Raw genomic sequence first — 22,007 nt, forward strand, 5'->3', positions numbered from 1 at the left:
GAATTTATAAGTTTGATATTTATAGAAGGCTTATATTTCTCCGTCAAAGGACGCCGTAGGCGTTTTAGCTTGAGCCGCTTAGTTTTTAAGAGCGTTTCATACGGCGGGAATTCAGCCAAAGCGGGATACGGAACACTAAGTTGATCAGCAGGACAACGAATACGAGCACGGCTGCCGCTTTTTGAGCAATCTCCTGAGCGTCGCCAACAATGGCTTCGGATTGTACATACCACAGATGAACGGCAAGTGTAGCACCTGGCGAGAAGAGACTGAAATCCCACATTTCACCAGATGTCGTAACACCAGCAGTTAGGATGATTACGGCGCTTTCGCCGAATGCGCGGCCGGCAACAAGGCAGATCCCTGTAATGATGCCGTTAAGCGCAGCTGGAATAAGTGCACGAGTAATAGTCTGCAAATGCGTACCGCCAAGTGCAAAGGAAGCGCTCTTCAGCTCTTTCGGTACTGCACGAATGGACTCCTCTGTTACGCGGGTTAGTACAGGCAAGTTAAGAAAAGCTAGACTGACTGCACCGCCAAGGATGGTCAAGCCAATCTCGAAGTATTCAACGAATAGAGCGATACCGAACAAGCCGAAAATGATAGACGGCACGGAAGCGAGTCCTTCCACGCAAATGCGTACGAAGCCGATGAGCTTATTGTCAGGTGCAAATTCGGCCAAATAAATGCCAGCTGCCATTCCGAGCGGAATAGAGATGAGCAAAGAGATAAATAAGATGTAAAAGGAGTTAAGCAGAGTAGGGCCGATACCGCCGCCTTCTTCAATTTCGCTCGGCAAGCCGAATATGAAATCCCATGTTATTTTTGGAAGACCGTCCTGAAGAATTAGAAAAAGAAGGCCAAAAATAAAAGCGATGATTAAAATGCCTAACGACCAAACAATACCTGTAAACAAGCGATCTTTAAAGCGATTAAGTCCTTTTTTGCTGCTAAAGGGGTTTGCTAATGGATTCACATCTAAAGCTTGTTTCATACTTGCGACCCCTTTCTTTGAAGCCAGCGAATGGCAACGATCATAAGCAGCGAAATAACGAGGAGCAAGAAGCCCATTAAGTAGAGCGCATAGTTCCAAGTGGAATCAAAAGGAACATTCGAAATTTGCATAACGATGTTGCTCGTAAGAACGGAGGTTGGCTTGAGCAAGCTGTCTGCCAGTTGAGGCGTATTGCCAATAACCATAACGACAGCCATCGTCTCGCCGACTGCACGCGCCATACCGAGAATGACGGCATACATGATTCCGCTTTTGGCCGAAGGAAGCAGTACTCTCCATACGGTTTGAAAACGAGTAGCGCCTAGCGCATAGGAAGCGTCGCTGAATTTGGCTGGTACAGCGCTAATCGCGTCATCACTTATACGGCTTACAGTAGGTAGAACCATAATTGTGAGCACGAGCGCTGCCGCAAGCAGCCCATCGCCCATTCCGCTTCCGGTAACATTTCGAATCAGAGGAATAAGAACGGTCAAGCCTAAATAGCCATAAACGACGGACGGAATTCCGACGAGCAGGTCAAGAACCGGACGGAGCATGTTTTTTAGCCACGGCGGTACAAAGACAGACAGAAATACTGCAATGATTAAGGAAATAGGGACGCAGATTAATAGCGTCAAAGCGGTCAGGGCAAAGGTGCCGAATATGAAAATAAGCGCGCCGTATTGCTCATTTTCGGGATTCCATTCCGTGGAAAAGAAGAAATCTGCTAGTGAAATGTTGCCGAATGTCAAAACTCCGGTACGGAACATAAGCAGCAATATGAGTAAGAGGATGAGACAAACAAAACCGGCTGCTGCTATGCACAAGTAACGAAACATACGATTCGTGAAAAACAAGCGCGATCTCCGGTCAAACGGCTTGCTGCTGCCAGTCAAGATCGCGCTGCCGAGCTCAGAAGAGAGACGCGGCTGCCTTGCAGCATGAGTGGACTCCAACATAAATTATAGGCTCCTCTGTGCGAAACCCGCCCTAGCTGTTATTGGAGCAGCTAAGCATGTTTCGCAATAAAATATAAATGGGGATAATGATTCATGCGATGAAAGAAAAGAACGATCGACTTAAGCGCTCTTGTGCGCAAGCCGACCGCTCCTCTTGTTTTTAACTATTTAATAGCTGAGATCGGAATGAATTTAAGCTTTTTAAGCGAACCATTTTGGAATTTTGTGCTTTGTACGTATTTAATAAATTCCTTTGTAGCGCCAGTTGGCTCGCCTTTTGTCATATAGTAGCCATAGCCCCATACATTGTATTTCCCGTTAATTACGTTAGCTTCAGTTGGTTCGATGTTGTTGATTTTTACAGCAGTCATTTTGTCTGTTACATAAGCAAGGTCCATGTAACCAATAGCGTTTGGTGTTGTTTCAATTGCGGACTTCATGTCGCCGCTTGTTTTTACTTCTTTGTAATTGTCGCCTTTGCTCATGAAATCTGTTCCATCAAGCGCTTTGTCTTGGAAGTTAACACGAGTACCAGAACCGAAAGTACGGTTTACAACGATGATATCAGCATCCTTGCCGCCAACTTCTTTCCAGTTTTTGATTTTACCGGAGAAGATGCCTTGCAAGTCTTTAGTCGTTAGGTTTGTTGCAGTTACGTTTTTGTTAACAACAGCTGCGAAAGGAATGATAGCTACTTTATGTGCAACTTGGCCTTCGAATTTTTTGAAGCCTGGAACATCTTTGGATGCGTCCCAGTCAACTGCTCCGATGTCTGCGATGCCTTTGCGAACAGCTTGCGGTCCAGTAATCGATCCAGCTGCGGAAGCTGAGATTTTTACTTTTGGATTCAATTTTTTGAACTCGCTTGATGCTTGAAGTGTCAACGGCAGAAGAGCAGAGGAGCCGTTGATGACGATTTTGCCGCTAAGCTTGCTAGCTGCGGTAGCCGTAGGTGTTGATGCAGGAACGGAACTGAAGCCGATAACAGCGATAAGCGCTGCGATTGTTAATTGTTTAAACCATTTCATTAGGAATGACCTCCATTAATTAGTTTGTGATGTTTTTCCATTTGCCTTGAACGGATACTGCCAATTGACCATCAATAAGTGCTGCGAAATCGGAGCTGTCCGATACGACTAATTCTGTTGCGCTGTCCGATACGGTTTGCACAAGTTTGTTCGTACCTGTAGCACTGTCAATCTCGTAGATTGCGTTAGTGCTGTTTCCGTCAGCTGTAAGCAGATAGAGCTTGCTTCCGCCTTGAACTAATTGGTAAACGTCTTTGTCAGCGAAGAGAGGCGTGCTTGCTTTGCCTGTATTGTCCACCGTTACGAGCTGACCAACGCTTGCTTCGTCTGAGCTTACGCTAACATAGCTTACTTTGGAGCCGTCTGCTGCCAGCTTAAGGAAAACTTTATCCGTTGCTTCTTTTGTCAGCTGTACAGGTTTATTATCACCAACTGTAGAATTATAGAAGTAGATTTGCGGCTCAGTGCCTGTTGCGTCAATAGCAACATCATCAAGCTCAACGTCTTTGCTGCTGTCTGCCGTTACTTTCGGCTGCTTGAAGACGTAGAAAGCGAATTTAGTGCCGTCTGCAGATACTTCAAGGTTTGCCTTGTAATCTACTTTATCTTCCAATACTTTGGATACTTTACCGTCAGCTATAGCAAGCTTAGCGATGACAGAGCTTTTGTCGCCTTGTAAGAAGAAGATGGAAGAACCGTCTTTTGACCATTGAAGCTCATTTTTGATCGAGTTGTCCGTACTTACTTGTTTCGCTTGTTTTGTGCTCAGATCGATTGTGAATACCGCACCGTTTGCATCGGAGTAAGCTACACTTTTGCCATCAGGAGACAAAATAAGATCGGAAGTGTCAGAGGATGCTAGAAGCAGCTCATATTTTCCTGTAACAGCATCAACTAAGAAATCTTCGCGGCCTTCGCCAGCCGTGTTCGATACGATAAGCTGTTTGGAGTTAACCCAGATTGCATGCTCAGCGCTATCAAGCAATTGAACCGTATGTATGTTGTTGTCTTCGTAAGTGCCGCCAAGTGCCTCAACGAATGCAGTAGGCTCGATGAAAGTGGAGTAAGCCACTTCAATAGCTGGATGCTGAAGTGCAGTTGCAACACCGTTTATGTTAATTGTTTTTGCAGCGATTTTTAGCTTCAGCGTTTTGTCGCCAAACTTTACAACTACCGTATGATCGCTGTTGATGTGAAGAGTCGCGCCGATCGCGTTTGTCATGTCCCGAACAGAAGCGAGTGTAACGCCGCCGTCTACAACGGTACGAACGGTTACTGGATTAGCATTTACTAGAAAGCTTGCTGTGCTAATTTGTGCAGCTTGCTTTACTGAAGCGGTTTGTGCGAATACCGGAGTAACTGCTGAAGCGCTAATTGCTGCTGCGATCATCGAGATTGCCATTGCTTTTTTCATTTGCATGGAATTGGGTCACCTTTCTCAAATGGGTATTTTTTTTTATTAATACAATCCAAGGCATACTCGGTCAGTATATACGGTTGGCTTGATCCCTCCCAGGCAGCGCTAGATCAATACATTTTGTAATGAATCGTTTATTTCTACCTGATCATAACAATGAATTATCATCCCAATATTTAGAAATTGTATCGAATTTGTAAAGATAGAAAAATTACCACCTAAATCCAATTCTCCTTCTTTTAATAAGGAAATAGTAGAAATTTACCCCACTATAAGAAGAAAGTGCACCATGGTCTTTTTTGAACGAGGTTTATAATGGGGGTATGCTCGCAAATCTATTCACTTATAGGAGGACCAATCAATGAACATTTCAATCGGAGGTTATTCATTCAACAACACATATTTAGAAGGGAAAATGGATATTTTCGGATATTTGGAAACGGTGAAATACCGGTATCGGATGGATGTGGTCGATTTGTGGAATGGCTTTTTTATAGATCGCAGCAGCAAGCCTATTATGAAGCTGGCCGAGGAAAGCTATATTCGCAAAATACGTGAGGCGCTCGATGAAAAAGAAATGCGGGTCGTTAATTTTGCGATCGATGGTGCTCATTTGTGGGACCCAGACAAGGAAATGAGACAGCATTTGTATGATAATGCTCTCCTTCATTTGAAAGCTTCCGTTATTTTAGGTGCGGAAACCGTCCGGATTGATACGGGAGGCAGCTACGAGGACTGGGAAGCAATGAGCGACGAGCAATTTGAATATACGGTAAAAAGATACCAGGAGTTTTCCCAATATGCGGCTGACCATGGCTTTCTAATTGGACCAGAGAACCATATGGGTGCATCACTAAATCCGAATGAGATGAAACGTCTCGCAGAGGCAGTTGATCATCCAGCCTTTGGTTTTCTTGTTCATTTAGGCCGTTGGAAGGAGAATCAAGCAGAAGGAGACAGCATCGTTGCGCCTTGGGCGTATCATACCCATTTTGACGAAGAAACTGCTGACGGTACTCATGCTTTGGAGACGATCCATATGCTGCAAGAATCAGGGTACAAGGGATATTGGGGAGTAGAATATAATGCGCCAAAAAATCAATACGTAGAAACGGAGCTGCTTATTACGAAGGTGAAGAAGCTTCTGATCGAGGCGGATCAACAATCAGGCAGAGGGGCTCAGCACTATGAATAAAATACGAATTGGCATTATAGGCGTAGGACAAATTGGAAAAATGCATATCGAAAAGTATAAAAATATCGCTGGCGCTGAGCTTGTTGCTGTATGCGACTTAAATGAAGCAGAAGCTAAACGAGTTGCTGAGCATTATGATATCCCTCATGCCTACTCTGATTTTAGAGAGCTGCTGAAGCGTGATGATTTGGACGCGGTCGACGTGTGCCTGCACAACAATTTCCATGCACCGGTAACGATCGCAGCGCTGCAGGCGGGCCTTCATGTCTATTGTGAGAAGCCGATTGCAGGAACCTATTCAGATGGCAAGGCTATGGTCGATGCTGCGAAGCTATGTGGAAAACAATTGCATGTGCAGCTCTACACGTTATATGGTAAAGATACGAAAGCTGCCAAAACATTAATTGATGGCGGCATGCTGGGCAAGCTGTACCATGCCCGCTCGTCAGGCTTTCGCCGAAGAAATCGACCGTTTGTTGATGGTTATGGCACGCCTTATTTTACGCGCAAGGAAACAGCGGCAGGCGGCGCGCTGCTCGACATGGGCGTCTATCACATTGCACAGCTGCTCTATTTATTAGGCAACCCGCAGGTTGAAAGAATTTCAGGGAAAGTTTATCAAGAGACGGATATGCTGCAAGAGAGAAGGGAACAAAGCGGCTTTGATGTAGAGGAGCTGGCTACAGGCTTGATTCGGTTCAGCGGTGGTTTGACGCTTGATATCGTAGAAGCGTGGGCTGTTCATCTTGGCGGCTTCGAGGGCAGCAGTATCGCTGGTTCCAAGGGTGGCGTACGCTTGCCGAACGAGCAGACAGGACCGGGGGCTCAGTCCTTCAGCTTCCATAACACGGTTTGTGATATGGATATGGACAGTACGCTGGACCTTGATATGATGGACCTGCGCAGGAATCGCTTATATGAGAATGAGGATGCCTACAGCTCATCTCAGCATCACTGGATCGCAGCTCTGCAAGGCAGAGTGCCACTACTGCCAACAGCGGAAATCGCGCTGAATACGATGCTCATTAGCGAAGGCATTTATATGTCAGAGGAGCTTGGACGTGAGGTTAGCGCGGACGAAGTTATTGTACGCGCACGTACTTCTGCTGTAGAGCTTTAAAGAAGTGCTAAGCTAAAGAGCAAGACGAGGGACTTGGATATGAATCAGAATCAGAATCGTACATTTCATTTAATTAAAGCGTTTAACTTTTTTGTATATGGCGCGATTGCCGTCTACAGTACGTTTTTTGTTGTTTATTTGCAATCCATTGGAATGTCTACGCTTGAGATTGGTGCGTTAATGGCCGGCGGCCCGATTGTTTCCATCATCGCGAACCCGCTATGGGGTTATTTGAGCGATCGATTCCGCAATGTCAGGCTAATTCTGATCGTGATGCTTATTGGCAGCATGCTTGTCATGCAGCTCGTCTTTTTATATCAATCGTATACGATCATTTATGCCTGTATGCTGTTCTTTTTCTTTTTTCAAATGCCTTTATTTTCACAGAGCAACAGTCTCATTCTGAACAGCATTGAAGGAACGAGCCATAAATTTGGCGCTTTTCGGTTGTTCGGCTCGCTCGGCTGGGCGTTTATCGCTTTGGTGGCTGGTCCTGTGATCGGGCAAATTGGCATTGAGCGTCTCTGGATTATTTATTCGGTCATGATGCTTATCTCGCTTGCTTTTGCGTTTACGCTGCCAAAGGGCGAGGCGAAGGGTGCAGCCCCTGCCGGCAAAGTTAATTACCGTTCGATGTTCGTGAACCGTTCCTTCTTGTTGTTCTTAATCATAGGTCTAGTGATCTCCATTCCTAACTCTATGAATACGACATTTATCCCGCTGTATATTAAGGAATTGGGCGGAGAGGCTTCCTTAATCGGTTGGTCGGCCTTCTGGTCATCCATATTTGAAATTCCAGTCTTCTTGCTGCTTGATCGGTATTTGAAAAAAAATACAAAAACGATGGTATTATGCCTCGTTGTCATCAGCATCCTGTTCGCCTTGCGCTGGTTCCTGATGTCAAACGCAGACACTGCTCAGCAAATTATTTATATCCAAGTGCTGCACTGCTTAACATTTGGCGGCTACTATTATATTGGCACGCAGCTGGCCGTACAGCTTGTGCCTGCTGAATTCAGAGCATCCGGACAAGCGCTTTATGCCCTTACTTGGGGAGGCTTGTCAGGTATTGCGGCGGGCTTTCTCGGAGGCTGGGTGTTTGAGCAAATGGGTCCGCAGGCGATGTATCAATTATGCAGCGTCATGGCTGCGCTCGGGATTGTTGGCTTCTTCTTGTTGTTTGCGCGGCTGCGCAGAGAAGTGGGCACGAGCAGCAAAATAAGCTCTCATGCTGGATAACTGCAACCTTTCTTGTCTTATGGTCGTTCGAATAAGAGAATGGACATCATGTTATAGGAGAGGTGAACGACCATGAGGAAACGACGGAGTTTAGCCATAACAGCAGTCGCGGTCATGCTTTCTACATCTATTGCAGCACAAGCCTTCGCGGCGGCTCCATTTGGCGATATCGCAAACATTGGCAGCAAAGCAAAGATTGAAGCTTTGCAGCAGCAAGGAATTATTAAAGGAGTGAGCGATACGGCATTCCATCCAGAGGATAATTTGACGGCAGCACAAGGCATTTCTTTGATCGTGAGAACGACGCAAATTAGCCTAGCAGCCATTGATTTTTCTAGTGCGCCTACCGCTGATGGTTTCTATACAAAGGTGAAAAACGATGCGTGGTACGCGGAGGATTTCATCATTGCACACTACAACGGTTTGGACATCCCGGCTGATATTGATCCGCAAGCGCCACTTACGAAAGAACAGTTCACGCATTATCTTGTTCAAGCGTTAGAACTTACCGGTCAATATCCGACGATCAAAATGTTTATTAATATCCAAGACGAAAAGGATATTACGACGGCGTATCAAGGAACCATTCAGCGTTCACTGCTATACAAGATTGCGTCTCTAGATGAGAAGGGCAACTTTGATCCAGCGCATGTTTTAACCCGTGCTGAAGCGGCAGGAATGCTGTATGATACACAAAGCTTTATTGAGGCGCATAAGGAAAAGGCGGAACCTGAGCAGGGAGCAGCTGAATAAAAAATGAAATAGGGAAAGGCAGTTAATTGAGGATTATTTCAGCCTCCTTAACTGCCTTTTTATTTTAAAATTATTTTTCCTAGCAACGCGATAATTCCAAGCGGAGTAATAAGATATAAAAGAGTAATCTTTATTTATATCACATTTTATTTTGAAAAATCAATAATAAATGTAAAAAAACCTTGAAATTAATTCAAGGCTGTAGTATCTTCTGTATAGGAAACTTTTGGGAGGTGAACGGTAATGGAAAAGATGGCAATGCAAATGATGATGAACATGTGCATGGATGAAATGATGTGCAAGATGAAATCCATGAAGATGATGATGGACATGATGATGGAAATGAAAATGATGGACAACATGGATATGAACATGATGATGATGAAGATGCAGGAATGTGACGAAATGTCCACGATGATGATGCAAATGATGCGTGACATGGAGCAAGTATCGATGTAATCATCTATGAATCTGACCATTCATAGAGGTTAGTATAATCGGCAGAGCTGTTCGCGGCATGCCGTCGTATATCGTTTTTTCCTACATAGCTAAGCAGAGCAGCCAACTGCATGCAGGCTTTTTTTTATTTCTAGACCTTCACAATTGCGCCTCGAACCTTCGCCTTATAACGCATAGTGGGCTTTCAGCTTGCTGGCAATCATAACCCGTTGAAGCTTAAACTCCCAAACCTTTTCTCTTAGCTGAATCTGCTGCTCCGAATTATGTGCATTCCGAAGCTGCTCGTAAATATCAAGCATTTTACGATTGATTTGATCGAAGCGAAGCCATAGATCAACACGAATGCCATGCTCGATTTCAAGGCGGATATGGTTATCTTTGGAGCGCAGGTTTTGAAGGATTTGTTGCTGCCACTCTGCATCTCCGATCATTACAGCAAAGTTATAAAGATCTAAATAATCATCAACCCATTTTGCTGCAATTTGTTTCTCGGAATAAGTCATGCTGGTCAGCTCCAATCTCCGTTTTGTTTATATACCTAGTATTATACTAGGAATTAAAGGGAATGCAAGCAATTTGTAATTATTGTGTTTTTGTCCCATTCAGTTCGAAATGGGATTTACGTTTAAATGCTGCAAAAACAGCGAAGCCATTATTTTTATATACGCAGTCGGAATGAACAAAACCAGCCTCACTCAGCCATCTAAGCTGATCCTCTACAGTGGCATTAATGTCGACGCTTCGGCGCTGGATGGCCGCTTCGATTGCACCTGTGGTTAACCCGCTTTGCCGGATGGCTGTTGTCCATTGCGACATATAATATTGATTCCAATAAGCGGTTGTACCCGCTGCTTGATCAGCATTAACGAAGCTGCCGCCTTCTTTTAAAAGCTGATGAACAGTATGAAATAAGTCGCGTTTTGCTGGATGCGATAAGTGATGGATGGACAAGGAGGAGATGATGGCATCGTATTTTTCCGTATAAGGATAGATTGAGTAATCAGCAGCTATATAGCTGACTAATGGGTCAGCTCCGAAGCGAGATTGCGCCTCCTTTAGCATTTCTTCGCTCAAATCGATAAGAGTAAGATTGGCATTTGGGTATTTGTTGCGAATCATAGACGAGAAAAGCCCTGTTCCGGCACCTAAGTCGAGTATACGCGGGGCATCGCTATCACAGTGAACCAAGTCGGTTGCTATGCTGTAAAAATCATCAAAGCAGGGGATCAGTTGGCGGCGCTGACGGTCATATTCAGGCGCGACAGCATCAAACTGTTTTTTCACATTTTCATTCACAATAATTCCTCCTCGAATATTGGGCTGAGTGCTGATTTTTCATTTTCACTTGAGTTAAACAGTATGTTATAGATGATTATTTCATAATGGAAATATATAATATGAATATACTTTATAGTTTTAAACTATGAATGAATCGATTTCAATCCGTTAAAAAATGGGTATTGCGTATCCGAGTTTTTGATGGTACGATTGGTAAAATTTTAAGATCACTGATGAACACATATGGCAAGTTAAATAGCTTTTACATTCGATGACGAGAAAGAGTACGTTATGGGCCTGATCGAACAGAGAGTTGGGGCAGCTGAAAACCAACGTTCGGGTAGTAGCGGAAAGCCATCTCCGAGAAGCAGGCTGAACGAGAGTAAGCTCTGCCGCATTTCCAGCGTTAACGGGAACATGTATTGCTAGATACATGAGCAGAGTGTCGCGCTTTTGGCGTGAAACTAGGGTGGTAACACGGGTAGAGACTCGTCCCTTTATAGGGATGGGTCTCTTTTTTTGTTTTTTATCCATATTTTAGGAGGAAAAGTAATGGAGACTTGGTCGATGAGCAAAATGATTTCACCAATGGTGCAGCAAATTCCGCCTTCGGGCATTCGTAAATTTTTTAGCTTGGCTGAAGGCAATAAGGATATTATTTCGCTTGGCGTTGGAGAGCCTGACTTCGTTACGCCTGAGCATGTAAGAGCGGCTTGCGTCCGTGCGCTAGAGCAGGGCAAAACCTCCTACACTTCAAATGCAGGGCTTATTGAGCTTAGAGAAGAGATCGCCAATTATTTATACAATGGGTTCCAAGTGAAATACGAACCATCGAATGAAGTGCTTGTTACCGTTGGAGGCAGTGAAGCCATTGATCTTGCACTGCGGGCGTTAATATCGCCAGAGGATGAAATTATTGTTCCTGTTCCTAGCTATATTGCCTATGCGCCGATCGCGCAGTTAAATGGCGGCAAGGTCATTGAGGTTGAAACGTTCGCTGAGGATCATTTCAAACTAACAGCAGAAGCCCTGAAAGCCGTCATTACTCCGCACTCGAAGGTGCTTATTTTAAACTATCCGAACAACCCGACAGGGGCTATCATGACCTATGAAGAGTGGCTTCCTGTTGCTAAGGTCGTGGAAGAAAATAATATAATCGTTATATCCGATGAAATTTATGCGGAGCTGACCTACGATGCGAAACATGTAAGCTTCGCTTCACTGCCAGGCATGCGGGACAGAACGCTGCTTATTAGCGGCTTCTCCAAAGCTTTTGCAATGACAGGGTGGAGAATCGGTTATGCTTGCGGTCATCCGGAGCTGATTGCAGCGATGCTCAAAATTCATCAGTATACCGTCATGTGCGCACCAATTATTGGGCAGGTTGCGGCGATCGAATCACTTCGCAATGGCTTAGAGGAAAAGGACAGGATGATTGAGGCTTATGCGCAGCGCAGACGGATGTTTGTTAAGGGCCTAAGGGAAATTGGTCTACCCTGCCATGAGCCGCTGGGCGCGTTTTATGCTTTCCCTTCTATTGCGCATACGGGACTTACTTCCGATGCATTTGCGCAAAAGCTATTGTTTGATGCCAGTGTTGCTACAGTGCCTGGGCATGTGTTCGGCCTTGGAGGAGAGGGCTTCATTCGCTGCTCCTATGCATCCTCTGTATCAAGGCTAAACGAAGCGCTTGAGCGTATGGACCGCTGCTTGAGGGCAGCGGGTATGTCTGGAAAATAAAGAAGGGAGCCAGCAGAGGCTCCCTCACAGCCCAAACGAGCGGATCAATCGCTTGGAAAATAAATACTGATCGAGGTGCCTTCGCCAATCGCAGAGCGCACCTCGATTCGGCCTTGATGTGCTTCTACGATCATTTTGGCGATGCTCATGCCAAGGCCAGTACCGCTGCTTGATTCTTCTGTATTCGTCCCGCGGTAATACCTTTCGAACAGCTTGTTGACAGTGGCCTCATCCATGCCTCTTCCGTTGTCGGAAACGCGGATGTAGGCATCATCATTCAGCATGCCGCAGGTTACCGTAATAGTTATGCCTGTAGGATTATGTTTCACGGCGTTCGACAGCAGATTATCCATTAGCCGCTGTATCCACTTCGGATTGCCATAAAGGCTGACAGGCAGCTCGTCTCCCTCATAAAGGAAGTCGACCTCGGCAAGCGTAGCATCGTTCACATATTTGAGTACTGAGCGTCTAACCAGCTCGCCGAGCTCAAATTCATGTCGATCCATATGAACGGTTCCATGTTTTATTTGATAAATATGCGAAAAGTCATTCATAAGCTCCAGCATATAGCTGCTTTTTTCGCGAATCATTTTGCCCATGTCCTGAAGCTCTTCATCACTCCACTGCGCAGGGGAGCTTTCCAATATATAGCCGTAGCCTTGAATGGTGGAGAGCGGCGTGCGCAAATCATGCGAAATGCCAGTCATCCATTCCTCTCTCGTTTTCTCAAGCTGGCGCCGATCCTTCTCCGTTTGCGCCAGCCGCTCGGCCATTTGGTAGAAAGCCGCAATCACTTCCCGGTAAAGGCGGTAGCGAATGCGCAGCTTGCCGGTGCGACGGAATACCTTTTTGCGATCCTTTGGCGTAAGCACCTCGTCATACCGTCCATTGCCCATCCGCTCGAACCAACCGGCGAATAGGATGAGCGGCTGACCGTATCGATACCCGTGCCAAAACGAGATAGCTAGTGAAAGGAGAAGTAACGAGCCTCCTATCCAAATGAAGATGCGTATAGCTTCCGATAGGATGGGCTGCTTCGTATATGTTATTCGTTCGTTTGGTGTGTGCAAAATCCAAGTCATATCACTATTTTCAGGCTGGTACACAAAGATGTTCGTATCATAATCACCAGGCTTTTGCTGCATAGTCAGCACTTCCAGCGGCTCATATACATCGATAGCAGAAGTCTGGTCTCCAATTGTTTGAACACTTTGGCCAGCTTGGTCTACGATTAGCAAAAAGCTGTTTGTTTTCCTTAGCTCGGTGAGCAGGTCATTCTTATATGCCTCATTTACTAGACCATTCTGATGGTATGCCATATACCATGCAGTCAGCTTCTCTTGCTGCGGATTTTTGTAACCAAGAAGAAAGAGCAGCGGAGTAGAATACGTCAGATCGAGCTCGTTATCGACGGTATAGATACCGGATTTTTCGGATTGCTGGATGGCTATAAGCTGCGTAATCGAATAAGAAGTCGGCTGCTCTTTCGGCGTATGGACCGAATAAATAACCTGCCCTTTGGCGTTCACGACTTGCAGCCACATATCACGCTCTTCAATGAGCTCCTTCCAGTGCGTCGACATCTTAATCTCTTTTTTCGAATAGTCGGTTTCCGCGACAATGGAACTAAGCGCGCCGGCGGGAAAGTTCCGTTTGAGATCCTCGTTCGTAATTCTATTAATAAGGACAAGAAACAGCACGATCATCGCAACGAATATGAGAATGGAATACACGACGAGCTGATATGTAAAATGAAAGGCCATTCGGCGTTGAACCTTCATAGGCTTACAGGCTCCTTAACTAATTTGTAGCCGAGACCACGAACGGTAAGCAGATGCGTCGGCATACTGGGATCATATTCAATTCTTTCGCGAATTCGCCTGATGTGAACCATAACCGTGTTGTCGTCCCCTAATCCGTCAATGCCCCATACCGCTTCATAAAGCTGACCTTTCGAGAAGACGATGCCGGGGTTTTTGCAGAAATACAGCAACAGCTGAAAAACCTGTGCAGGGCATGATACGGGCTGATTATCTACTAATAATTCCCCAGCTGCTTCATTTAACTGAAAACGGCCATAACGGTAGGTTAGATGAGGGGCAGTGGCAGCAGATACGGATGGAGCAAATGTTGAATGCGGTGGAAGTGATTCCGCCTCTTCCATGCGGCGCAGCCTTGCTTTAATGCGAGCTGCAATCTCCAATGGATTAAATGGTTTTGTGATATAGTCATCGCCGCCCATCGCAAATCCGGTCAGAATATCGAGATCGGATGCTTTGGCGGTTAAAAATAAGATATGCGGATTGCCCAGCTGTCTAATTTTTGAGCAAAGCTCAAATCCGCTGCCGTCGGGCAGCATCACATCCAGCAGCACGATATCGGCTCCGTATCGAGCGATCGTATCGAGAGCTTCTTGGCAGGTTCCTGCCGTATGGATATGCTGGAAGCCTTCCTTTTGGAGCACCAGCTGCAGCATTTTTACAATAGAAGGTTCATCTTCCACTATGACAATTTTGTTCATGTTCATCACCCCGTTTTATGCTAGCACACCAACCTTAACATCTGTTGAACAAAATTGAAAAAAATTAAGCTGCTGTTATGATTCCGTTTGTTCGCTGTTCAATTGGAATCTTTATGATGGGGTAAGAGGTGATGGGAATGATAAATCAAAATGAAATGGGACAGCGAATTCGCGTTATTGATGCGATTAGAGGGTTCTGCTTGCTTGGCATCCTGCTGGCGAACATGCTTATTTTTCAATATGGCATTTATGGGAAAGAGGAAATGCAGCTATTTAATCCTACTCCTACAGATGAGGTAACGCATCAAGTTCTCAAGGTAGCGGTGGAAGGCAGCTTTATGCCAATCTTTATGTTTTTGTTCGGCTACAGTCTCTTTAAGCTGCGCGAAGGACTAGTGGCCAAGGGGCTCAAGCCGGCGAGGTATATGGTACGGCGCTTTTTTATGCTAATAGGACTTGGGCTTTTGCATAGCATGCTCCTTTGGGAGGGCGATATTCTACTTGCATATGGGATCGCCGGTTTTTGCTTATTGTTGTTTATCAAACAGAAGCCAAAGACGCTTATGATATGGGGAGTAATTTTGAGTGTCTTAATGGCGGGCATAAGCTTCGGAATGGAGAAGGATAAACCAGAAGAGAAAGCTCGCATGCAGGAATATGTGGTAGAATCCAAAATGGTGTACGGGGAAGGGACCTATCAAGAAATTATGAACTTCCGCCAAGATGAGGATCCATTAGAAATACCTGCGGCAGTCATGGCGGTGCTTGTAGTTATGATGCCATTTATGCTGCTGCCAATGTTTTTGTTTGGAATTGCAGCTGCGAATAAGCAATGGTTCCATAATCCGAAGCGAGAGAGACGCAGATATGCGTGGATCGGCGGTATTTTGCTGCCGCTGGGTCTATTATCGAAAGGCGTGGCAGTGCCTCAACCAGAGTGGGCTTGGAGCGGCGTATTATTGAGTTTGGGCGGACAATTGCTGGCCTTTGGGTATATTTTTGGTCTTGCGTTCGTCATGTCCTTTTTATCTAAACGATCCTATATCATCATGGCATTTGAATCGGTTGGACGAATGTCCATGACCAACTATTTAATGCAGACGGTGATTTGTACCACTATATTTTATGGATATGCGTTCGGTTGGTTTGGAGAAATCGGTGTGCTTAACGGCGTACTGCTTGGCATAGCCATTTATACCGTTCAAGCCGTTGTGTCCAGCTTCATCCTGTTCTGGTTCAAAAATGGCCCATTTGAGCGACTGCTTCGCATTGCAACATATTGGTCGTTTAGCGGAAAAGCTCGGGTTTCGAAAAAAGCAGCAGATGCACAGGCTGCGGATCATACTTATTTTAGCGCTATGAACTGAATATCATGCGAGAGGGAGCTGCCTGCAGCGAATGTGAGCAGCTTTTGGCCTTCTTCCACTAAATCATCATGATCAGCTGGGCTTAACTTCTCAAATGATTGAATGATGAGTGCAGCGGTTTCGTTGTTTTGTTCTATCTTCCACGTGCCGCGTACGAATCCGTCTATTAAAAATGTAGAGCGAATAATGCCGTTAATCGTGAATACGAGCGGTTTATATTTTTCTTCCAAAATGCGGCTGCGGTCAGAGTAGGAGAGCAGCATATTATCGAACTCGGATAGAAAACGCGGCGGAGCTATCGTGTCGCCGGGCGGCAAGGGAGCATCCGGCAAATCAAACAGCTCATTTCCCTTCTCGTCGGAGAAGGTACGCAGGCTTGGACGCAGCTGTTCAATAGTCTCGCGGAGCTTGCTTAGCCCAGACCAAACTTGTATATCCTTAATGGTTGCGGGGCCAAAGGCGCCAAGGTAACGCAGCAGCATCGTCTCGAGGGAAGGAGAGTTCGCAAGCGATTGACCTAGCCAAGCTTCCGCAGATGTATGTGTTGCTTGACCACTAAGTCCCCATACACCGCGAGGCGGGATTTGGACGAGCGGGACGAGAGTACGAATGGCAGCGCTAAGGGCAGAGGGGTCAACATTAGGCCACTCTAACGCGAGTAGATTGCCGAGTTCGTTGAATGTGCGAGGCTGCTCCTCCACTAAAGCGCGACCTGCTTCACTTATAGCTTCGAGGTCTACGTTTTGCAGCATCTTACCGTATGTACTAAACATGCCTTTTTCTAAAGCAGGTTGAAGCAAGGGCCGCAATTCCAAACCGTCACGCGCACTGACCAGATGAATCGTAGAGCGCATGAGAGCAATGCGCACGACTTGACGCTCCGTGATGAGCCTAGAGAGCTGCTCCTGTCGGAAGTTCTCAAGCCGTGTCCATAACGCAAAATAGGGCGGGTTAGGCGCTTGTGACTGAATGGCAACCAAATGCTGGATCGCCTCCAGCACGGATATATTGGATCTTCGCAGCAGCATTTGCCGCTCAAGCAAAGCTCTATTTAATTGGCGCATTCCTAAAATAGGTGCTGCTGCATTCTTTGCTCGCTTAGATGAAGCCATGCAATGAATCCCCTCTCTATTTACGATTCAGTTATTTTTCATTGTTCACTTTAGTATACAAAAAATCCCCCTCGACCGGTGCGAATGAAGCCTCGGCGAGGGGGATTTTCTTTTAACAGGTGATTAGTTCACTTTAGTAAAGCGGCCTTCAATTTTTGCCGATATAGTACCGGCTGTGGATTTCGCATTAATGTATGTGATCGTAGCGTCAAGATCTACAGGGCCAGCCTCACGGTTTGTTCCTTTCAAGAGCACCGTGTAGCCGTCGCCGCCTGTTGCCATAAAATCGTTCACGACAATCGTATAGGCTGCTGCGTCATCTAGAACAGTGCCATCGGCTTTCTTGATTTCAACAATCTTTTGGCCGTCTGGCTTGCTATCGTCATACTTATATGTGAAACCGGAAATTTGGCCAATCTTCGGGCTTGTTCCTGCCCATTGCTGATTCATCAGCTCTTTCATTTGCGCGCCAGTCAGCGTCATCTTAATGAGCACGTTGCCGAAAGGCTGTACGGAGAACATGTTTCCGTAAGTGACATTTCCTTGTGGAAGTTCATTACGGATTCCGCCCGAATTCATGAATGCAAAGTCCGCTTTCATTACTTCGCGCATGCCATCGGCAATTAGGTTTCCTAGCGCTGATTCGCCGGAAGCGTTAGCTGTACGTGTAATGGCAGCATCCGTTTTAGTAACCGGTGCGTTCATAACTGGAGCGTTCAGCTCTTGGTACGATTTGATCATTTGTGCAATTTCTGCATCCGGCGTAACGCCTTCGCGTTTCACTTCAACGACTTCGCCTTTAGCGGAAATAACATTATGCGTTGCACGATCGATAACTAGATCCACATCAGAGAATGCCGTACCATAAGAAAAGGCTTCAATGACAAGCTTGCCGTCGATCATTTTGTTCAGGCCGCCATGGTTGTGGCCTGCGAAGATGACGTCTACATCATCATCAACGTTGTTAGCCAGATCGACAACTTCGCCAGTTGGAGCGTCGGCTTTGCCATCGAATGGATCATGCGCCAAAATAACGATGGTGTGCACGCCCTTCGCTTGCAGCTCTTTCACTGCTTTGTTAACCGCTGGAGCTTGCTCGATAAAGTTAAGACCTTTAATGCTTTCAGCTTTTACGACAGAAGGCGTAATATTCGTTACGACCCCGATAAAACCGACTTTAACTCCGCCAACTTCAAGTACTTTGTAGGCGTCAAGCAGCGGTTTGCCGTTTGCATCCACTACGTTTGCAGCGACATAAGGGAAGTTTGCACCTGCGAAATCCTTGCCCGTTTTCGGGTTTTTGCCTCCGTTGATTAAGCGGAGTGCTTCAGCTGCGCCAGCGTCAAACTCATGGTTGCCGAGTGTGCCGATATCGAAGCCGAGACGGTTCAAGAAATCGATCGTCGGCTCATCCTGCAGCATCGCGGATACCGGTGCGCTAGCACCAACGGCATCGCCAGCATGCACAAGCAGCGTGTTCGGATTCGAAGCTTCGCGTTGTTTCAAATATGTGGCCAAATAATCCGCGCCTCCGAGTGTCGACACGACTTTGCCCGCTGCATCTTTTACATCTTTTTTGTAATCCAATTGTCCGTGGAAATCGTTAATGCCCAGCAATTGTACCGAAATATCGCTGATCAGCGTATGAACGACTTTCGCCGCTTCCGCACGAGTCGATGAAGCTTTAGGGACAAATTTGCCTTCGCCGCGTCCGTTCATAACCCCGCGGTCAACGACGATATTCACGCCAGCTTTTGCCCAAGCACTAATTTGAGCATCGTCGGACATTATTTTGCTTTCCGCTACGATAGTCTCTTTGCCTGCTTTAAGTTTCAATGCGTTGCTTGCCATTACCGCCATTTGCTCACGCGTAATTTTGTCGTTTGGAGCAAATTTGCCTTTGGAAACTCCGTTAACCAAGCCGTTCTCGCTTGCCGCTGCAACGGATTCCGCATACCATGCAGTCGCTGGAACATCGGTGAACGAGCTTTTGCTTTTCGCAGTCAATTTCAAAGCTTTCACGAGCAGTGTCGCGAATTCCGCGCGGGTAACGTTCGTGTTTGGCTCAAAAGTGGTATCCGTTTTGCCTGTAACGATTTGTTTTGCCACCAGCTCATTAATGGCAGGTGAAGCCCAGTGAGAAGCTGGTACATCAGTAAATAGCTTGTTTAGGTCGAGGGAGAAGATGCCGAAGCCCTTTTCATCGACTTTATCCAAGTAACGGATGTTGTTCGTTGTTTTTGCATACTCCGCCGCTTTTGGAGATGAAGTGAATGTAACCTTTACATCGCCCATAACTGGAGCAATCGACCAGTTGTTATCGATCGATGGGTTAATTTGCTTATTCGTGCTAATGTAATCCATTAAGATTTGGCGGTTTTCGTCCGGTGCGTCAATAATATATTTGCTTCCTTTAACGCCTGGGAAGTTGCCGCCGCCGCCAGCACGGTAATTGTTAGTAATAACGATGAAATCTTGATTTGGATCTACCGGCTTACCCTTGTAGTTTAACTTAATGATCCGGCTGGAAGCTGCATCATTAATCGTGCCATCAACTTTATATTTAGCTGGTTTAGTAACGTCTACTTGGTAAGTTACGCCATCGATCACGTCAAAGTTATACACTTGGAATGAAGGATTAAGCAGTTCTTGCTCTTCCGATTTGCTTGGATCGATTTGATTGAATTTGCCAGCAGACATTTCCAGCCATTCTTTCACAACAGAACCCTTAACCATGATCGCTTTAAGCGTGTTGTCGTAGAGATAGAGATCGCCTGCACTCTTAATCGCGAGCGGGCCGGCTTTAATTTCTGTGAATTCCTCAACGCCATTGCGTCCCGCTTTGAATGGAGCGCCTACGGACAAGATTGGCGTGTCCTTGTATTCTGGCAGGTTTTTCTTAATATAGTTTTCAACATACCATTTCTGTGCGTTCGTTACGATCTGAACAGAAGGGTCGTCTTGTACGAGCGCAAAATAGCTATGAATCGGCGCTGTTGTTGTTCCGATAGGGTTGTTTGCGTATTTAATCGTTGCTTCGTGATCACCATTCACGGCGTCGATGATTGCTTGATCGATTTCAACAAGCGGTTTCTTCGCTGCGCTATCGTAAATCGCTTTCGTGGAGGACTGGGAGCCAGCAACTTTCCATTTGCCGTCCTGTTTCTCTAGCGACAAATCGATAATTCCTAGATTGCTTCCGCCGTATCCAGCTTGTACGGCAGGCACTCCATTAATCGTGCCCTTCGCATTGTCAACGCTTGCATATACTTTGCCAGAAGCATCCTTAAATAAAGCGTCGAGCGATTTCTCGTCAACTGCAGGGAATACTTTATGAGTATGAGAGAATGTAATTGCATCAATACCAGACACCTTGCTTAGAAGCAGTACAGCATCCTCAGCGTTAGTATTTGCTTGAGAGTTGCCATTAAAGCCCGTGTGCGCCATAGCAATAATAATGTCCGCGCCTTCCGCTCTCATTTTAGGTACAAATTTCTCAGCAGTTGCGGCAATATCCTTCGTAATGACTTTACCTTCAAGCCAAGTTTTGTCCCACTGTGTAATTTGCGGAGGTACAAAGCCGATAACACCGATTTTCAGCGTCTGCTCCTGACCGGATTCATCAACGACTTTTTTCGTAATAATTTTGTAGGGCTCAAAGCGGTTCACATCGTTATCCGGATTCGAGTCCTTATCATCGATATATACGTTTGCGCTCACATAAGGGAAATTGGCGCCTTTAAGAGCGTTGTCCAAATAATCTAATCCATAGTTGAATTCATGGTTGCCAAGGGTAGCAACGTCGTAGTCAAGTTGATTCATGGCCTTATAAACGGGATGAATCTCTTTGTCTTTAATTGGAGCTACGACAGCCTTGTAAGTGCCAAGCGGCGTGCCTTGGATAAGGTCACCGTTGTCAACAAGGAATGTGTTCTTTGATTCTGCTCTAGCCGCTTTAATCAGATTTGAAGTTCTAGCAAATCCGACCGTATTGGAAACGGCATCTTTGTAATAATCGTACGGCACAAGATTGGTGTGAATGTCTGTTGTTTCCATGATTCTGAGTTTCACGCTGGACCCTGCATCCGCTGCTGCTGTGAACATGCCGTTAAACGGCATCGACAGCACGAATAAAGTCAATGATGAGACAGCGAGCTTTCGTAAACCCTTTTTCCCCTTAAGCTGACCTTCTTGCATTCTACCAATCTTCCTCTCATGTCATAAATGTTAACATAAACATAATAGAGCAGAAGCTACTAAATTCCAATACTATATTTTCGGAATTTAATAGAACCAAGCTAATAATAATGTATATTTTGAAAAAGGAACAAGAACAAAAAATGGAAGGCTTTGTAACGAAAAGCGTTCCACTTAGCAGCTTGTTTATGTTATTTTTATAGGAACAAAACCATTTCATAGAGAAGAAGGAGTGAAACGTATGACAACGCAAACAAAAGACTGGATATTGCACTCCGTCATTTTTAACTTGAAGCATGAACAAGGCTCTGCGGAGGAACAGCAGTTTTTGGAGGATGGAGAGCGGATTCTTACTTCGATTCCGTCTGTAAAGAACTTTCAAGTGTATAAGCAAGTAAGCGGGAAAAATGACTACCGCCATGGCTTCGCAATGGAATTTGCGAATCAGGCTGATTACGATGCTTATAACGAGCATCCGCTGCATGTGCAGTTTGTAAATGAACGTTGGGTGACAGAAGTAGAAAAGTTTCTTGAAATCGATTACGCGAAGTAGGACGTTCCATTGATGATTTAGCTGAAACGACATATAATGAGCGGTAGAGATAACACATTTTCGAACAAATACGAA

At 45.6% G+C, this 22,007-nt stretch carries 18 protein-coding genes and 1 other annotated feature; of the genes, 8 read left to right on the forward strand and 10 right to left on the reverse strand.

The annotated features are described in order from the left end of the window. Positions 1 to 85 precede the first annotated feature (85 nt). The 4 genes from pstA to MHH56_RS04065 form a co-directional block, all read right to left on the reverse strand. Positions 86 to 994 carry a phosphate ABC transporter permease PstA gene (gene pstA / locus MHH56_RS04050; RefSeq protein ID WP_339206775.1) on the reverse strand — a complete coding sequence of 303 codons (909 nt, stop codon included), beginning with the start codon at positions 992 to 994 and terminating at the stop codon, positions 86 to 88. Then, entirely contained in the window at positions 991 to 1,953 is a 963-nt protein-coding gene (gene pstC, locus MHH56_RS04055) for a phosphate ABC transporter permease subunit PstC (protein WP_076268798.1), read from the reverse strand. The genes pstA and pstC overlap by 4 nt, the downstream gene beginning before the upstream one ends. 164 nt (positions 1,954 to 2,117) lie before the next feature. Then, entirely contained in the window at positions 2,118 to 2,981 is an 864-nt protein-coding gene (locus MHH56_RS04060) for a phosphate ABC transporter substrate-binding protein (protein ID WP_076268799.1), read from the reverse strand. A gap of 19 nt (positions 2,982 to 3,000) precedes the next feature. After that, complete coding sequence (locus MHH56_RS04065; RefSeq protein ID WP_339206778.1) at positions 3,001 to 4,401, reverse strand: stalk domain-containing protein; 1,401 nt, start codon at positions 4,399 to 4,401, stop codon at positions 3,001 to 3,003. A 358-nt stretch (positions 4,402 to 4,759) separates the two neighbouring features. Here MHH56_RS04065 and MHH56_RS04070 point away from each other — a divergent pair, with 358 nt between their 5' ends. From MHH56_RS04070 to MHH56_RS04090, 5 genes are all read left to right on the forward strand, one after another. Continuing rightward, positions 4,760 to 5,593 (forward strand): TIM barrel protein, encoded by an 834-nt coding sequence (locus MHH56_RS04070; RefSeq protein WP_339206780.1) that lies wholly within the window; start codon positions 4,760 to 4,762, stop codon positions 5,591 to 5,593. Further along, positions 5,586 to 6,713, forward strand: a complete 1,128-nt coding sequence (locus MHH56_RS04075) for a Gfo/Idh/MocA family oxidoreductase (protein ID WP_339206781.1) — start codon at positions 5,586 to 5,588, stop codon at positions 6,711 to 6,713. Before MHH56_RS04070 ends, MHH56_RS04075 begins: the two co-directional genes overlap by 8 nt. A 39-nt stretch (positions 6,714 to 6,752) precedes the next feature. After that, positions 6,753 to 7,952 (forward strand): MFS transporter, encoded by a 1,200-nt coding sequence (locus tag MHH56_RS04080; protein WP_339206782.1) that lies wholly within the window; start codon positions 6,753 to 6,755, stop codon positions 7,950 to 7,952. 72 nt (positions 7,953 to 8,024) lie between these two features. Then, complete coding sequence (locus MHH56_RS04085) at positions 8,025 to 8,705, forward strand: S-layer homology domain-containing protein (RefSeq protein WP_076268804.1); 681 nt, start codon at positions 8,025 to 8,027, stop codon at positions 8,703 to 8,705. A gap of 243 nt (positions 8,706 to 8,948) precedes the next feature. Next, positions 8,949 to 9,164: a hypothetical protein gene (locus MHH56_RS04090; protein ID WP_076268805.1), complete on the forward strand. Its 216-nt coding sequence runs from the start codon at positions 8,949 to 8,951 to the stop codon at positions 9,162 to 9,164. Between the two features lie 164 nt (positions 9,165 to 9,328). On the opposite strand, the gene MHH56_RS04095 is transcribed toward MHH56_RS04090, so the two are convergent. Both MHH56_RS04095 and MHH56_RS04100 read right to left on the reverse strand, forming a co-directional pair. Beyond that, positions 9,329 to 9,667, reverse strand: coding sequence for a hypothetical protein (locus MHH56_RS04095; protein WP_339206787.1), 339 nt, complete (start codon positions 9,665 to 9,667; stop codon positions 9,329 to 9,331). Positions 9,668 to 9,746: 79 nt separating this feature from the next. Continuing rightward, a complete protein-coding gene (locus MHH56_RS04100; RefSeq protein ID WP_339206789.1) occupies positions 9,747 to 10,460 on the reverse strand; it encodes a methyltransferase domain-containing protein in 714 nt (237 codons plus the stop codon). 244 nt (positions 10,461 to 10,704) lie between these two features. Next, positions 10,705 to 10,942: a binding site (T-box leader), on the forward strand. A 52-nt stretch (positions 10,943 to 10,994) separates the two neighbouring features. Here MHH56_RS04100 and MHH56_RS04105 point away from each other — a divergent pair. Continuing rightward, positions 10,995 to 12,182: an aminotransferase class I/II-fold pyridoxal phosphate-dependent enzyme gene (locus MHH56_RS04105; protein WP_339206791.1), complete on the forward strand. Its 1,188-nt coding sequence runs from the start codon at positions 10,995 to 10,997 to the stop codon at positions 12,180 to 12,182. A 44-nt stretch (positions 12,183 to 12,226) separates the two neighbouring features. Here MHH56_RS04105 and MHH56_RS04110 read toward each other — a convergent pair whose 3' ends face one another. Beyond that, a complete protein-coding gene (locus MHH56_RS04110) occupies positions 12,227 to 13,963 on the reverse strand; it encodes a HAMP domain-containing sensor histidine kinase (RefSeq protein ID WP_339206793.1) in 1,737 nt (578 codons plus the stop codon). After that, complete coding sequence (locus MHH56_RS04115) at positions 13,960 to 14,709, reverse strand: response regulator transcription factor (RefSeq protein ID WP_339206794.1); 750 nt, start codon at positions 14,707 to 14,709, stop codon at positions 13,960 to 13,962. Before MHH56_RS04115 ends, MHH56_RS04110 begins: the two co-directional genes overlap by 4 nt. Before the next feature lie 131 nt (positions 14,710 to 14,840). Between MHH56_RS04115 and MHH56_RS04120 the strand changes: the two genes are divergently transcribed. After that, a complete protein-coding gene (locus MHH56_RS04120; protein ID WP_339206796.1) occupies positions 14,841 to 16,070 on the forward strand; it encodes a DUF418 domain-containing protein in 1,230 nt (409 codons plus the stop codon). Here the strand turns inward: MHH56_RS04120 and MHH56_RS04125 are convergent. Both MHH56_RS04125 and MHH56_RS04130 read right to left on the reverse strand, forming a co-directional pair. Continuing rightward, on the reverse strand, positions 16,049 to 17,182 hold the full coding sequence (locus MHH56_RS04125) for a winged helix DNA-binding domain-containing protein (protein WP_339206798.1): 1,134 nt from the start codon (positions 17,180 to 17,182) through the stop codon (positions 16,049 to 16,051). The genes MHH56_RS04120 and MHH56_RS04125 overlap by 22 nt on opposite strands. 123 nt (positions 17,183 to 17,305) lie before the next feature. Beyond that, positions 17,306 to 21,379: a bifunctional 2',3'-cyclic-nucleotide 2'-phosphodiesterase/3'-nucleotidase gene (locus MHH56_RS04130; RefSeq protein ID WP_339206800.1), complete on the reverse strand. Its 4,074-nt coding sequence runs from the start codon at positions 21,377 to 21,379 to the stop codon at positions 17,306 to 17,308. A 241-nt stretch (positions 21,380 to 21,620) separates the two neighbouring features. Here MHH56_RS04130 and MHH56_RS04135 point away from each other — a divergent pair, with 241 nt between their 5' ends. Continuing rightward, the gene (locus tag MHH56_RS04135) at positions 21,621 to 21,932 is read left to right on the forward strand and encodes a Dabb family protein (RefSeq protein ID WP_076268814.1); all 312 of its coding nucleotides are present in this window, start codon (positions 21,621 to 21,623) and stop codon (positions 21,930 to 21,932) included. Positions 21,933 to 22,007: the final 75 nt, after the last annotated feature.

Source organism: Paenibacillus sp. FSL K6-3182 (assembly GCF_037976325.1).
In the GTDB taxonomy this organism is placed as follows: domain Bacteria; phylum Bacillota; class Bacilli; order Paenibacillales; family Paenibacillaceae; genus Pristimantibacillus.